At 44.4% G+C, this 13,698-nt stretch carries 15 protein-coding genes; 11 read left to right on the top strand and 4 right to left on the bottom strand.

All coding sequences use genetic code 11. The annotated features are described in order from the left end of the window. Positions 1-10 precede the first annotated feature (10 nt). From M2444_RS10155 to M2444_RS10110, 10 genes are all read left to right on the top strand, one after another. A complete protein-coding gene (locus tag M2444_RS10155) occupies positions 11-1,000 on the top strand; it encodes a FecCD family ABC transporter permease (RefSeq protein WP_052404239.1) in 990 nt (329 codons plus the stop codon). A gap of 1 nt (position 1,001) precedes the next feature. Continuing rightward, positions 1,002-1,781, top strand: coding sequence for an ABC transporter ATP-binding protein (locus tag M2444_RS10150; RefSeq protein ID WP_094875046.1), 780 nt, complete (start codon positions 1,002-1,004; stop codon positions 1,779-1,781). Between the two features lie 44 nt (positions 1,782-1,825). Continuing rightward, positions 1,826-2,353, top strand: coding sequence for a HugZ family pyridoxamine 5'-phosphate oxidase (locus tag M2444_RS10145; protein ID WP_280786884.1), 528 nt, complete (start codon positions 1,826-1,828; stop codon positions 2,351-2,353). A 3-nt stretch (positions 2,354-2,356) separates the two neighbouring features. Beyond that, positions 2,357-2,785 (top strand): DinB family protein, encoded by a 429-nt coding sequence (locus M2444_RS10140; RefSeq protein ID WP_280786883.1) that lies wholly within the window; start codon positions 2,357-2,359, stop codon positions 2,783-2,785. Between the two features lie 126 nt (positions 2,786-2,911). Beyond that, positions 2,912-3,319 carry a MerR family transcriptional regulator gene (locus tag M2444_RS10135; RefSeq protein ID WP_280786882.1) on the top strand — a complete coding sequence of 136 codons (408 nt, stop codon included), beginning with the start codon at positions 2,912-2,914 and terminating at the stop codon, positions 3,317-3,319. 68 nt (positions 3,320-3,387) lie between these two features. After that, positions 3,388-4,299, top strand: coding sequence for an alpha/beta hydrolase (locus M2444_RS10130; RefSeq protein WP_179283557.1), 912 nt, complete (start codon positions 3,388-3,390; stop codon positions 4,297-4,299). 193 nt (positions 4,300-4,492) lie between these two features. After that, positions 4,493-5,083, top strand: coding sequence for a TetR/AcrR family transcriptional regulator (locus M2444_RS10125; RefSeq protein WP_094869435.1), 591 nt, complete (start codon positions 4,493-4,495; stop codon positions 5,081-5,083). A 188-nt stretch (positions 5,084-5,271) separates the two neighbouring features. After that, complete coding sequence (locus M2444_RS10120; RefSeq protein ID WP_280787048.1) at positions 5,272-6,015, top strand: SDR family oxidoreductase; 744 nt, start codon at positions 5,272-5,274, stop codon at positions 6,013-6,015. 87 nt (positions 6,016-6,102) lie between these two features. Continuing rightward, positions 6,103-7,188 (top strand): glycerol dehydrogenase, encoded by a 1,086-nt coding sequence (locus tag M2444_RS10115; protein ID WP_280786881.1) that lies wholly within the window; start codon positions 6,103-6,105, stop codon positions 7,186-7,188. A gap of 105 nt (positions 7,189-7,293) precedes the next feature. Further along, positions 7,294-8,154 carry a divergent polysaccharide deacetylase family protein gene (locus tag M2444_RS10110; protein ID WP_094869432.1) on the top strand — a complete coding sequence of 287 codons (861 nt, stop codon included), beginning with the start codon at positions 7,294-7,296 and terminating at the stop codon, positions 8,152-8,154. On the opposite strand, the gene M2444_RS10105 is transcribed toward M2444_RS10110, so the two are convergent. Further along, positions 8,141-8,893, bottom strand: a complete 753-nt coding sequence (locus tag M2444_RS10105; RefSeq protein WP_256989766.1) for an N-acetylmuramoyl-L-alanine amidase — start codon at positions 8,891-8,893, stop codon at positions 8,141-8,143. The two genes, M2444_RS10110 and M2444_RS10105, sit on opposite strands and share 14 nt — an antisense overlap. 182 nt (positions 8,894-9,075) lie before the next feature. Here M2444_RS10105 and M2444_RS10100 point away from each other — a divergent pair, with 182 nt between their 5' ends. Continuing rightward, the gene (locus M2444_RS10100; protein WP_076283115.1) at positions 9,076-9,264 is read left to right on the top strand and encodes a YqzE family protein; all 189 of its coding nucleotides are present in this window, start codon (positions 9,076-9,078) and stop codon (positions 9,262-9,264) included. A gap of 172 nt (positions 9,265-9,436) precedes the next feature. Here M2444_RS10100 and M2444_RS10095 read toward each other — a convergent pair whose 3' ends face one another. The 3 genes from M2444_RS10095 to M2444_RS10085 all read right to left on the bottom strand — a co-directional run bounded on the left by M2444_RS10095 (position 9,437) and on the right by M2444_RS10085 (position 13,430). Further along, on the bottom strand, positions 9,437-10,468 hold the full coding sequence (locus M2444_RS10095) for a hypothetical protein (RefSeq protein WP_280786880.1): 1,032 nt from the start codon (positions 10,466-10,468) through the stop codon (positions 9,437-9,439). Between the two features lie 155 nt (positions 10,469-10,623). Then, complete coding sequence (locus tag M2444_RS10090; protein WP_094869430.1) at positions 10,624-11,688, bottom strand: YqhG family protein; 1,065 nt, start codon at positions 11,686-11,688, stop codon at positions 10,624-10,626. Beyond that, positions 11,685-13,430, bottom strand: a complete 1,746-nt coding sequence (locus M2444_RS10085; RefSeq protein WP_094869429.1) for a DEAD/DEAH box helicase — start codon at positions 13,428-13,430, stop codon at positions 11,685-11,687. Before M2444_RS10085 ends, M2444_RS10090 begins: the two co-directional genes overlap by 4 nt. Positions 13,431-13,698 lie beyond the last annotated feature (268 nt).

Genomic DNA, 13,698 nt, shown 5'->3' with positions numbered 1-13,698 from the left:
GAGACAGCAAGTGATAAATACATCTCGTAGCAGAATAGTTGTTATTGTAACGGTTCTATTAGCGCTCGTAGCCGCGATTATTGCTATCGGATTAGGCTCTGTATTCATTCCGGTATCAGACATACTAAGTACGATCTTTGGTTCATCGTCTAAGGCGGTGAATGCCACCATCATTTGGGATATTCGATTGCCGCGTGTGTTACTGGCGATGATCATCGGAGCGAATATAGCGATCTCGGGCGCACTGCTGCAAGCTGTGATGGGTAACCCACTTGCTGATCCTGGATTGACGGGTGTAACTAGTGGCGCGGCTGCATGTGTTCTTGTCATAATGCTTGCTGCACCACAGTATACTGAGTTCATTCCGATTGCCGCTTTTGTTGGAGGGCTGATTGCTGCCGGTATTGTATATGCATTAGCGTGGAGACGAACCGGTATTTCACCGATTACTATTATTTTATCTGGCGTTGCTGTGAATGCACTTTGCGGAGGACTCATTGGGCTATTAACAATCATGTACAGTGATAGACTTCCTGCAGCGGTTCAATGGCTTAACGGCAGTCTTGCGGCAAAAGGGAATAATGCGTTGATGATGGTCTTCCCATATGCGATTGCAGGTTGGATCTTATCGTTCTTTGCCATTCGTAAGGCAAATATCATTCGTCTGGGTGATCAGGTGGCTTCGAATCTGGGTGAAAATGTGAACCGAATTCGTATCCTGCTCTCCTTGCTGGCAGTATTTCTAGCGGCTATTTCTGTAGCAGCCATTGGAATGATCGGATTTGTCGGTCTAGTTGTACCTCATATGGCGAGATTGCTCGTGGGTTCAGATTACAAATATCTTTTGCCGATGAGTATGGCTCTTGGTGCGTTGGTTCTGTTAATTGCGGATACAGGTGGACGTACCCTGTTTGCACCCCTAGATATCCCTGCGGGTATCCTTATGGCTGTGATTGGCGGACCCTATTTTCTATACCTGATGAGAAAGAAGGCGTTCTAACATGTTTACTGTCGATTCCATTTCGATTCGGTATGAGCAGAAAAGCGTGATTAACAACTTCTCTTTTTCCGTAAAAAAAGGTGAGATCGTCTCCATTATAGGACCGAACGGCTCCGGTAAATCCACTTTGCTCAAAGCGGTATCACGGCTAATTCCTTATCACACGGGTACGGTCATACTCGATGGTACGGATCTGAAGACCATGAGCGCCAAACAAGTCGCACGAAAAATGTGCATGCTGAGCCAGAAAAATCAAGCACCGAGTGATATGACTGTGATCGATCTGGTCTCGTATGGCAGATATCCACACAAAAAGTGGTTTGAAAGATTAAACCAAGAGGATATGGACATTGTTCATTGGGCCCTTGAAAAGACACATTTGATAGAGTATAAGGACCGAGCAGTGGCTTCATTGTCAGGTGGAGAATCACAGCGAGCCTGGATTGCAATGGCTTTAGCACAACGCCCTTTGATCATGTTGCTTGATGAACCCACCACGTACTTGGATATTTCGCATCAGCATGAAGTGCTTGAGCTTGTTCGCGAGTTAAATCAAGATATGGGCATGACCGTAGTGATGGTGCTGCATGATCTCAATCAAGCTTCTGCTTATAGCGATAGTATTGTTGTAGTGCAGGCGGGTGAGAAGGCGATGTATGGCACACCCAATGAAGTCATGACAACCGATATGATAAGGGATATATACCGGATGGATGCGGAAGTCCAGTATGTGCCTACAGAGAAGAAACCTCGTATTCATTTGTTGAGTACCGTTCGATAGATTCATAGTGTCATTACACAACCTATTCATGGAGGGATTTTTGTATGAAGAAGCCAGTAGATGTAGAAAAAAATAAAGAAAACTACTTACAATTTATTAATAAACGCAAGAATCTGATTCTGAGTTTAATTGATGATGAAGGCAAGCCCTTTATTAGCTATGCGCCTTTCGTAAAGAAAGACGGCAAGCTGTATATTTATATTAGTAAGATTGCAGAGCACTATGGCTATATGGAAAATAATGATTTTGTGGATGCTTTTCTAATTGCGGATGAGTCTGAAACAAACAATAAATTTGCAACTGAGCGTGTGCGCTGGAGCTGTACCTCAAACAATATCGGCAATGATGGACATGAGGATATCTTTGAATTGTTTAATGCTGATCATGGTGAAGCTATGCTGAAATTGCTGCGCGGACTGGATTTTTCCCTTTTCGAACTGAATCCGTTAAAGGGTCGTTATGTTGTAGGTTTTGGATTGGCCTTCGATATTGATGTAGATGCAAATATATTTAATCACGTTGTTATTGATAAGAAGAAAGATGAAGAAGCAACAGTACAAGGGAGAAAATAGCCGATGACTATAACTTCAGTACTGCCCATCTGGCAAGCGGTTCAAGAGCGGTTTCATAAAATGGTGAAGGCATTGCCGGAAGAAGATTTAAATCTTAAATTAGGGAATTCATCCATCGGAGGATTGATTTCTCATAATGCCGAGGTAGAATTTATGTTTGCAGAGTGGTTCTTTGGCAGACCTAAACCTCAAGCCGACGATGCAGCATATACTACATTAAGTGAGCTGGTGGACCTGCTGACGTCTTCTAATGAGAATCTAATTGCAGCGATGCGGGAGCTTCCGGAAGATGCTTGGCATGAAAGCGTAGAGTCGTCTTTTGGCACATCAACTCCGCTTGAAGCAATAGGCAGACTTATGTATCACACAGGTATTCATGCTGGACAGATTTCTATGATTCAGAAAAATGCGGTTCGAAGTGAAGTGCTGTAAGGTAAAAGAGTAGAGTAGACATCGGGAAACGGCAGAAATGCCGTTTTTTTTGTGTGTGATACCCTCTGTATGATCTCGATTATCTAGATTTTGATATAATATAGGGAATCCAAGGGGGCGTAGATCATGACGGAGTACTTGCGAGGACAAATGGCCAAGATGGCAAATGTGAATATGGAAACACTGAGGTATTATGAGGAACTCGGACTAATTAGATCACCTTTGCGTTCAGAAGCTGGATACCGTCTTTATTCTGAAGAGGCGCTAAACCGACTAACGTTTATCCAAAATGCAAAGCTATGCGGGTTCACCCTAAAGGAAATTAAAAAGGCACTGTTAAAATCGGAAAGTAGTGGCATTAGCATAGATGATTTTGTAAACGTTGTAGATAAAAAAATAGAACGAGTCCGTAGTGAAATTGCAAAACAGGAAATAAAGCTCACCGCACTTGCAGAGTTGAGGAAAAATTTATTAGCCACGGATAAGCATCCAGGCGTGCAATCGACGCTAGAAATACTAAAAATGGAATCTTAACTTGACCTTGTAGTCTCCTACAGGCTTTACAATTCGAGAGGAAGAGATCTGTAGGAGGGATAATGAATATGGACAAAACGAGTATAGAACAGCTTGCAGCGATCAAAGACTACCTGAAACAAACCAATCGGTTTGAAAGTAAGTCTGTAGAGCATATCCGGCAAGAAATGGTTGAGGCGGCTGCGAATATGCCTAGTCATACGGATGTTACAGTCGAGCGGGTCAAGGTTGGGCCATTAAGCGGAGAGTGGATCATTCCTGTGGAAGCAGGTCCACCTGATGATAAAGTGATTCTTTATTTTCATGGTGGTGGTTTGATTGCAGGCACTTGTGAATTTTATCGGGATCTGGTATCACGAATTGCAAAAGCTAGTGGTATGAAAGTACTAATGATTGAGTATCGTCTTGCACCCGAGTATATCTATCCCGCTGCTAATGAAGATTGTATAGGGGCTTACCGGTGGTTGCTTGCGAATGGATATTCTGCCCGTGACATCCTGTTTGGGGGAGATTCTGTGGGAGCCAGCCTTGCGCTGATGACTCTGATTTCGTTGAGGGATGAGGGGAGGGAGTTACCAGCGGGTGCTTTTTTAATCTCACCTCATACGGATCTTGTCCATCTAGACGGAGAATCGTATCAGAGTCGTGCATCGCTTGATCCGACAGGTAGCTTAGAGGGAAATAAACGTATACTCGATGCATATGTAGGTAGTCGAACCGAGAGGGCTTCAATATTATCGCCGTTAAGAATGAATTTGCAGGGATTGCCTGATTTACTCGTTCAAGTAGGCGACCATGAGGTGCTTTTAAGTGATTCAACGAGATTGGCTGAACAGGCGAGAGTAGCGGGGGTTCATGTGGAACTGGAAATATGGGAGAAGATGTGGAGTGTTTTTCATTTCTTAGCGTACATGCTCCCAGAAGCAGAGCAGGCGATTTCGAAGATTGGCAAGTTTGTTAGGGCGAAGCTGGACGAGTGAGAAAGTAGATGAAAGTAATGAACCTTCTTGAGAAATCAGGGAGGTTTTTTGTTGTTGGGATATGGTAGGTACTCAGCGGCTGATGAGAATTGGATTGATTCAACAAATGACAAAGTAACGTTATTGTCAGTTCGTTTTTGAATATTATATGCTATGATAAGTACCATCAGAAATAGAGCGAGGGGAAATACCAATGTCGAATGATCTTCCATTATCTAAAGAAAACATTCTGGATGCGGCTGAACAAGTGCTCCGGCGTTTTGGCCCGGATAAGACTTCAGTTGTTGATGTAGCGAGGGTACTGAAGGTTAGTCATGGTACGCTATATAGACATTTTTCCAGTAAAGCAGCTTTGCGCGAATCGGTAACCGAAAGATGGTTGCATCAAAATATTTTAGCCCCATTGAAGGACGTTACGGAGCAATTTGATGGGAATGCCAAAGTGCAGCTACGTCTGTGGTTAGATACTTTAGTCCGCAGTAAACGAAGCTATGCTGTAGATGATTCCGAAATGTTTGCTATGTACGCCTCTGTAACTTTAGAAGCCGTAGATATGATTACCCAACACGTAGATCAATTAATTGGGCAACTCGCACGCATTCTTGAAAAAGGTATACAAACCGGGGAGTTTAAAGCATTGGAATCAGAGGTTACGGCAAGAGCTATTTTTAATGCAACATCACGATTTCATCATCCTGCTCACGCGAAAGAGTGGCAGTCGGGTTCGATTGATCAGGAGTTTGCCTCCGTTTGGGATTTGATGCTTTCCGGAATTTCGTCATAAATTGTTATAGCATAATTCATAATAGAAAAATGATGGACTAAACCTTTTGATGAAGATCGGAAGGTTTTTTTGCGTCTGGAGAACAATTATATTGAATGACAAAAAATAATAATTGTCACTTGTTATTTGCGGGTGTTCGATTTATAATCAGACCAACAAGAAAGACAAACGAATAGGGGGAATAAATGATGGAACAAAATTTGGTTGGAAAAGTTGCATTAGTGACTGGAGCTTCAAGAGGTATGGGACGAGAAATTGCGGTGAACTTGGCGTTGCATGGTGCGAAGGTTGTTGTTAATTATGCAAGCAGTTCAAGTAAGGCAGAGGAAGTTGTGAACGAAATTAAGCAAAAGGGTGGAGAAGCTATCGCTATCCGGGCGGATATCAGCCAAGTGACAGAGCTGGAACAATTATTCCAAGCCACATTGGAAGCTTATGGACAAATCGATATTCTCGTTAACAACGCAGGCATTATGATCACAAAGCCGATTGCGAGTATGACGGAAGAAGACTTCGACAAACAGTTCGCCATCAATGTGAAGGGTACCTTTTTTGCTTGCCAGCAAGCGGCTAAACATATGGGTGAGAACGGACGGATCATTAATTTCTCGACATCAGTGACAGGTCAGATGTTCCCAACCTACAGCGTTTATGCGGGAACAAAGGGAGCTGTGGAACAATTCACTCGTCAGTTAGCTAAAGAATTTGGACGAAAAGGAATCACCATTAATGCGGTTTCACCAGGTCCTGTTAATACGGAACTTTTTACAGTAGGGAAGTCAGCTGAAGAGATTGCAAATGTTGGGAGTATGAATTCTTTTGGACGGTTGGGTGAGCCTGAGGATATTTCAAGTGTAGTGCTGTTTCTAGCCAGTAAAGAATCACAGTGGGTTACGGGCCAGACGATTCGTGTGAACGGGGGATTTATTTAAGACAAAAGTCGATAGCATCTTTTTTTATAGCCAGTCTGAAGCAACACTCCTTAGAATAAAAGAATATACAAAAAGAGGAGTGAAACCATGACGCAGATCATATGTTCACCGACTAAATATATTCAGGGGTATGGCGAGATTCGTAAGCTGGGAGATTATTGTTTGCAGCTAGGATCGAACAGAGCTTTTGCGATTATAGATCCTTTTATTTTTTCCATGTACAAGGAGGATATCTTACACAGCTTTGAAGTGAACGATATTCCCCTTATGATGCGCGAATTCAAGGGTGAGTGCAGCCGTAATCAGGTGGATGAGATAGTGCTAGAACTTGGCCTGAAGGACGCTGAAGTTATCTTAGGAATCGGTGGCGGCAAGACCTTAGATACGGCAAAAGCAGTAAGCCACATGGCGGATCTCCCGGTAGTTATTGTACCCACAGTGGCCTCGACGGATGCACCTTGCAGCGCTATATCAGTGTTGTATACGGACGAAGGTGACTTCGACTGTTACCTTCCATTAAAAAGAAATCCTGATATGGTGATCGCAGATATCGATATCATCGCTAAAGCTCCTGCAAGATTGCTGGTGGCTGGAATGGGTGATGCTTTGTCCACCTATTACGAAGCAAGAGCTTGCCGTCAATCAGGAGCGGTTACTCATGCAGGCGGGACTAGCACAATCGCAGCGTTCTCTTTAGCACGTGCTTGTCTGGACACACTTCTTGCTGAAGGTGAATCCGCACTCCTGGATGTTAAACAGGGGATCATCTCTTCTGCAGTGGAACATATTGTTGAAGCTAATATTTACTTGAGCGGCGTTGGGTTTGAGAGTGGTGGGCTTGCTGCAGCCCATGCTATTCATAACGGACTGACCCTGCATGAGGGATGCAGGAATGTGCTACATGGTGAGAAGGTTGCCTTTGCTACGATCGTGCAGTTGGTCTTGGAGAAGGCTTCAGAAGATGAGATCGCTCAGGTCATTGCTTTCTGCAAAAAAGTCGGCCTTCCCGTTACACTTAAGGAGCTTGGGATTACCAGTAGCGAGATCGATAAATTAATGGTGGTGGCAGAAGCTAGCTGCTCCCAGGATAGCCCAATGAAGAATATGCCATTTGAAGTTCAATCTTTGGATGTGCTGGAAGCAATCCTTGCCACAGACGAGCGCGGGCATTAGCAACAGCTCGATTGTAAATTATTGCGAACCCTCCTCGTACATATTTAACCTTCGTGAACCAAACAATGAGAACAATTGTTTAAGACGAAGGAGGCGTTCCTCTTGATGAAGGACAGTCGAAAGGTTAAACGTTACTTACTGAATTGGCTTGCTGTTGCTGCAGTATTGATTACCACAATTGTTCCGGCTACGCCGGCTGTCTCTGCTGCCACGTCTAAAGACAACGCTACAACTACGCAGCTTGAAGAGAGTGCACCAAAACGTGATAAGGTCGCTATCATTATTGACGATTTCGGCAATGGCATGAAGGGGACAGATGAAATGTTCTCGTTACCGATAAAGCTTACTGTAGCCGTCATGCCTTTTTTACCTACATCCGTAAAGGATGCGACCCGCGCCCATGAACGCGGAGATGATGTTCTGGTTCATTTGCCGATGGAGCCGCGCCAAGGTAATCCTAAATGGCTTGGACCGGGAGCCATATTGGCCAAAATGTCCGATGAGGAAGTGCGACAAAAGGTTGAGGCAGCACTCGATAATGTTCCTTATGCGATCGGGATAAATAACCATATGGGTTCGAAAATTACCGGAGATGAGCGGATTATGGCAGTGATCTTATCTGTATGCAAAGAACGAGGATTATTTTTTGTAGACAGCAAGACCAACTACCGTTCCGTTGCTGGCAATATGGCTTATCGGATGGGATTGCCACGCGTAGAGAACCATATCTTTTTAGATGATACACATACAGCAAGTCATGTTCTGAAACAAATGGGTCTCGTCAAAGACATGGCGAAGGATCAACGATTTTGTGTAACGATTGGTCATGTAGGTGTATTTGGGAAAGAGACCGCCGCAGGAATCCGCAGCGGTATTGAACAGATGAAAGACAATGTTGAGTTTATAGGGATCTCTGATCTGGTTAAAAACGAGATGAAATGGAGCTCCCAACTTAAACTTCCATAAGATAAGCTACAATACCATCAGCGATGGCTTCAGCGATTTGTTGCTGCCCTTTAGGGGTGCATAACTTTGCGCGGTCAGTCGGACTGCTTACAAAACCCGCCTCAACGATAACCGTTGTGGCGGTTATTTTGTTGAGTAAATAAAAGGGCTTACCTGGTCGTGGATGAGCTTCGACATCATAAAGATTATTTAGCTGATGCTGAATGGACTTAGCAAGGATGAAGCTACGGCCCTCTTGACGGTACAATACAAGTGGACCATGTTTGGATGGGGAAGGCGCCCAGTTAATATGGATGCTTACCACTACAGTAGCAGGTAATGTCTCAGCAAGTTCTTTACGCTGTGCAAGATCCCGCAGATGTCGAGATTTACTACGCAGCCAGCGGTTCTCATCACTTGGGGCATAATCTCCATTGCGGTTTAAAGCAACGTCAAAGCCATCGCTACCCAGAAGTAGAAATAATCGACGTGAGATATCTAACGTGATATCTTTTTCAAGAATATTACCGTAGGAAGTTCCACCGTCGATGCCTCCGTGTCCCGCATCAATTAGAATCATACGGTGACCGTGACCTAATAAATGCTGACGGTCATCCTTCATCACGGGTTTCTCTGGTGTCGCAGAGGCTAAGGAGCTGCCCATAAACAACATTAGTAGTCCTAGGGTAGTTAAAGTGATTCGAAAGCCAAATATAGCAGCTGCTGTTCTGGGAAAGGGTTGTTTTCTCCAGTTGTTCAAGTGAAACGCCTCCTTGCAAGTGAATAACGTCTTCTGGATTCTTTGTTAGATTGTGCTTTAATAGGTAAACCTATTCGACAAATCAGAAGTCTGTAGTTTAGATCCAAGTGGAGTGGTGCACACTAAGACCATGGAACGGATGCTGATAATCTGAATTTACGTACATTTTAGGAGGTGTTAAAATGGCTTCCGGTGGCGATGAGCTTGTAAAGTATATAACGGAGAAGGTAGTCGTATATATCGAGGATCCGCGTGCCATTCATGCTCGCAGAGCGGCTACGAAGCAGCCGTGGTCACAGAAATGGTTCGGCATGCTCCCGCTTGGGTGGTCTATCTGGCGAAGCAAGTGGAGTCATGGCAAAAAAGAATAAACGTTTAAATAGCAAATAACCCTCCAGTGCCATTATTCATGGGTGGCAGTGGAAGGTTATTTGCGTTTGTTTAAATATAAGAATTTATATGCTTACGTTATAAATTATCCTTCTATTTCTCGCATAAACACTTACCGTCCTCATAAGGACGCCGAAGGCGTTTATGCTTGTGTTAACGATTATATCCGAGTGCTTTGGTCGTTCTGTTTGGGAGCTTATGCAGTGTTCCATTATTTTGTAGTGAAGCGAGTGGCAAGTATCGTTTTCCTTCAGGGCCTGAGGCCGCATATACGGTAGTTTTATTGTTCTCAGCTTGACCTTGAGAAGACTGCCAGCTCTGATAGCCTGTAATCATAAACGGTCCTCCGACTAGGTCATTTCGTCCGGCAGCCTGATAAGCGATGCTTTCCTTGGGTCTAATCAGAAGCGCGATATTGTCGCCGCTCACTGTAGTTAGTTTAGGAGCCGTCAGCCATAGGATATCTTCGTAAGGATCATCTGACCCTCCACTATTGAAGGCCGATAGCGGTGATACGTCAGGATTAAGATTAGTAATTACATCTGTTGCAGGAGGCTGCTCTTTAAGAACTTCTTCCGCCTTGCTTAGTGTCCAAGGTAAAATTTGCGGCACGGAAGCATTAATGTAAACCGTCTTTTCGTCAATGGTTATTTTCCAGACCGGTAGAAGCGGTGCATATAAAGCAGTAAGTTTTATTTGTCCTGAAAAAGATGATGTAATGAGACCCTTCTGCACCAAAAACTGGCGCAGATCATTTAAACTGTATGGGAGTCCATAAGTGCCGGCTCCATATTCACTTAGCATATATCCGCCTGTATCGGTGGCGGAAATGATCATGTATCCGATCCGCTCTTCGCCCTTCATCACATTTACAAGCCAGCCATGAGTACCTGGACCAAGGGGATAATATTCTATCCCTGCATCCTTCCAGGCTGTAAATGGAGCTTCTGCAGCGAGCTTGTTCAGTGTAGCCTTAGCGAATTCTTGGACCGTACTGGGAGAAGGTAAGGTACTCATCTTCAATACAGGAATTACATCCTGTGTGACTGACTGGATCACACTTACTCTGGCCAGCGCCAGCGCTGAAGGGGAACCAGAACTGGATACAAACAGTCCAAAGCTTAGAAGCAGGAGGAGGCATCCTTGTCCCGCAAGTTTCAGCCTCCGACGCAAACTTATTTTCATGGCGTCGATCACCTTTCTTTGTTAAGAAATGTCAGGAAAGTTAAGCTTTACTCTATTGTAGTGGACAGGCTATAAAAAGGCTGTTGCTTGCTGTCGCGCCTCAAGGCAAAAGTTCTCTTGTTTTTTTGCCTGCTTTTAGCGAGTAGGGTCGCATTCTATAGGCTTCGCAGATGAAACAGTCCGTAGGTTATCGCAGAAACTGCAATTTGGGGCTCATATTGCCAGATGGTCTCCTGCCGACGACGGTTATACTGCTCCTGAGTGCCTAAACGCTTTTCTTCATCAGGCTCTTTCAGCAGCTCTCCGTAATAAATATCAATGATAGCCAGCTCGATTCTAAGACGCTCACGTGCCTGTTCTGCCCAAGTGTAATCGAGTTCGGCCAGATGTGAGGTAAGATGAGCCTCTAATAAATCTGTAGCGACTGTCACTGTTAATTCATAAGGCTGAATATGGACGTTTTCTGGTAAACGGGGGATCATCTCCAGAGAGGCTATCTTAGCGTTGAAGTCATCAATGATGGTCCCTTTTGTCAGAGAGATTCCAAGATAATGCAGTTCTTCCCGTTTCAAATCGCAGCTCATCTCCACTTTATAGCAGACGCCGAGCCATGGTTCATAGGCTGCAGAGAAGAGTGTATTCCGCTGCCTGCTACCGGGATCTTCAAATAAGTAAAGGCATTTCCCTTCATCTTGGGCCGCACTCCAAATTTGCTGCAGGCGCTTGCTACCATAGATGATATCTTCACGTCTTATCATGCCAGGTCCAATGCGAGGCAGCGCTGGAACAATACCGAAGTAGCGGGCTAGGATGCTATCCTCTGGATTTGAGGAAGGGACATGAACCACATTATTTTCAGGTGTTGCTGAATCTAATAGATCCGCGCTGGCCTCAATATCGGTTGACGCATCTACCACTGGACTTCCGGTAATTGGCGGGTTCAATGCTCCGATGCTGCGATTTACCGCTGGCGGAACTTCTATAGCTGCCTGATTATCGTATTTTTCCGGATCAAAAACAAAGGTGAAAGAGAGTGTCTCCGGATCAACACCAGTACGCTCCACGAATCCCCAATAATAAGGTCGATCTGTAAGCATTTTGTCAGCTCTTGGTGATAGCTTTACAGTTACGTGAATGGGCGATACTTCAATAATGGAACATTCTGTAGCCTCCAGATAATCCATTACATGTTTACGTACTTCCTGTGAGTTGAGGGTCATGTCGCAGTCTCACTTTCCTTTTTGATACCCTGAGTCAACTCACTTAGGGATTCACCGATATGATCAAGCTCATTTCGCAGCTCTTCATCGGAGCGGGATTCGAGCATGATTTTGTATAAACTTTTCTCCAGCGATTCTTTCTTCTCAAAACGCTCCAGAATCACATCCAGCCCGCCAATGACCATTTCGAACATATTGATCTTCTCGTGTAGCAGATGAAGGATATGTTCTTCAATCGTACCTTGTGTGGATAAATTATAGATAACCACGTCATTTTCCTGACCTAACCGGTGCACCCGCCCAATCCGTTGTTCTACTCTCATGGGATTCCAAGGCAGATCGAAGTTGATCATATGGTGACAGAACTGCAGGTTAATGCCCTCACCACCAGCCTCAGTAGCGATCATGACTTGAGCACGACCGCGGAAGAGGTCCATCATCCAGTCCTTTTTACCACGATTCATCCCGCCGGAATAAGAAACACACATTAGCCCATGTTCGCGGAAATACTGAAGCAAATATTCTTGAGTCGCGCGATACTCCGTAAAAACGATGACCTTTTCATTCATTTCTTGAATGAGAGATAGTGTTGTTTCGGCTTTGGTATTGGTCTTAACCGTACGAAGTGTCTGCAATAGCTCCATCATCCGATCGCGTTTCGGCGAATCAGCGGGCAGCTTCTTGATCAGATTAACTAAAGTGATGAAGACGGCATCCCTACTGCTGCACACCTCACGCTGAAGCGTTACCAAGGAAAGCATGCTGCTAAGATTGCCGCCTGATTCCTGATACTGATCTTTAACAAAAGAAGTGACAGCGTCATATAATACTCTCTCTTCCTGTGAAAGAACTAGCGGGATATTACGGACTTTTCGTTTCGTAAAGTTAACTGGACCTTCGCCACGCCGATTACGGATCATCACCTTCGATAGCTCGTCCCTTAGCTGACCTTCATTCTTAGGTTGACGTTTATCAACGACGAAATTCGAAGCAAAATCACCCTGATTTCCTAATTGCCCCGGTTTCAGTAAAGTGATCAAATTAAATAGCTCGCCCAGATCATTCTGAACGGGAGTAGCGGTTAGGAGCAGGCAATATTTTTTGCGTAATTGCTGCACAAATAGATAATTGGTCGATTTCTTATTCTTCAGCTTATGGGCCTCATCAATAATCAACATGTCATATTCATTTTCCAGCAGCATTTCTTTATGAGGATCGCGCTTCGCGGTATCCATAGATGCGACGACAATCGCATTCCCCCAGGAATATGCTTTTTTCTGTGCAACAGCAGAGATGCCAAACTTGGCATTCAGCTCGCGGACCCACTGCAATACGAGGGAAGCGGGTACCAGAATAAGTACTTTAGAGACTAGACCGCGGACAAGATATTCCTTGAGTACAAGTCCTGCTTCAATCGTCTTTCCTAGTCCAACCTCGTCTGCAAGAATCGCGCGGCCCGACATCTCAAACAGAACCTTATGCGCGGTATCGAGCTGATGAGGAAGCGGGGATAATCCGGATAAATGCTTCATGCATTGCAGCTCATCGAAGCTTGTTACTAGACCCGTTTGTTCACCCTGCAAGGCAAGCTTGGACAGACGGTAGTCTCCCCACGGACCACCTTTATCTAGTTTAAGTTCTAGATCCTGCAGCCAATTCCGGTCAAAAGAAAGAGGAACAGGCAGTATAGGCGCTGACTTTCCACCTTTGTGAGGTAGAGAATTACGGAATAATTGCGTCATGGTACAGCCTCCTCAGATGCTAATTTATATCATCATTCGTAGGAGTAGTATGCTCTTAAACAAGAGAATTCATAACCTTCTATTTTTCTTGATAGCCTTTAAAAAAGAGAGTAAAAGCGAGAAAACGCGGCAAGGTTTGCGATATTTCGGCTGCTTGACTCTATTTTCGAAAAAGACCTTCGATACAATATGTGGTATAGTTTAAAAGCTGACGCACACAATATATTGTGACAAAAGCATGAAAATGTGATTTTTTTAAAGTGCATAG

The organism is Paenibacillus sp. PastF-3 (assembly GCF_029893135.1).
GTDB lineage: Bacteria > Bacillota > Bacilli > Paenibacillales > Paenibacillaceae > Paenibacillus_AQ > Paenibacillus_AQ nitricinens.
The sequence above is the reverse complement of the archived record's forward strand: the minus strand, read 5'-3'. Positions and strand labels throughout refer to the sequence as shown.

What these genes read in the sequence shown, in the direction of transcription:
- M2444_RS10150 (WP_094875046.1), top strand. Translation starts at nt 1,002, where the DNA reads ATGTTTACTGTCGATTCCATTTCGATTCGGTATGAGCAGAAAAGCGTG.
- M2444_RS10145 (WP_280786884.1), top strand. Translation starts at nt 1,826, where the DNA reads ATGAAGAAGCCAGTAGATGTAGAAAAAAATAAAGAAAACTACTTACAA.
- M2444_RS10140 (WP_280786883.1), top strand. Translation starts at nt 2,357, where the DNA reads ATGACTATAACTTCAGTACTGCCCATCTGGCAAGCGGTTCAAGAGCGG.
- M2444_RS10135 (WP_280786882.1), top strand. Translation starts at nt 2,912, where the DNA reads ATGACGGAGTACTTGCGAGGACAAATGGCCAAGATGGCAAATGTGAAT.
- M2444_RS10130 (WP_179283557.1), top strand. Translation starts at nt 3,388, where the DNA reads ATGGACAAAACGAGTATAGAACAGCTTGCAGCGATCAAAGACTACCTG.
- M2444_RS10125 (WP_094869435.1), top strand. Translation starts at nt 4,493, where the DNA reads ATGTCGAATGATCTTCCATTATCTAAAGAAAACATTCTGGATGCGGCT.
- M2444_RS10120 (WP_280787048.1), top strand. Translation starts at nt 5,272, where the DNA reads ATGGAACAAAATTTGGTTGGAAAAGTTGCATTAGTGACTGGAGCTTCA.
- M2444_RS10115 (WP_280786881.1), top strand. Translation starts at nt 6,103, where the DNA reads ATGACGCAGATCATATGTTCACCGACTAAATATATTCAGGGGTATGGC.
- M2444_RS10110 (WP_094869432.1), top strand. Translation starts at nt 7,294, where the DNA reads ATGAAGGACAGTCGAAAGGTTAAACGTTACTTACTGAATTGGCTTGCT.
- M2444_RS10100 (WP_076283115.1), top strand. Translation starts at nt 9,076, where the DNA reads ATGGCTTCCGGTGGCGATGAGCTTGTAAAGTATATAACGGAGAAGGTA.
- M2444_RS10095 (WP_280786880.1), bottom strand. Translation starts at nt 10,468, where the DNA reads ATGAAAATAAGTTTGCGTCGGAGGCTGAAACTTGCGGGACAAGGATGC.
- M2444_RS10090 (WP_094869430.1), bottom strand. Translation starts at nt 11,688, where the DNA reads ATGACCCTCAACTCACAGGAAGTACGTAAACATGTAATGGATTATCTG.
- M2444_RS10085 (WP_094869429.1), bottom strand. Translation starts at nt 13,430, where the DNA reads ATGACGCAATTATTCCGTAATTCTCTACCTCACAAAGGTGGAAAGTCA.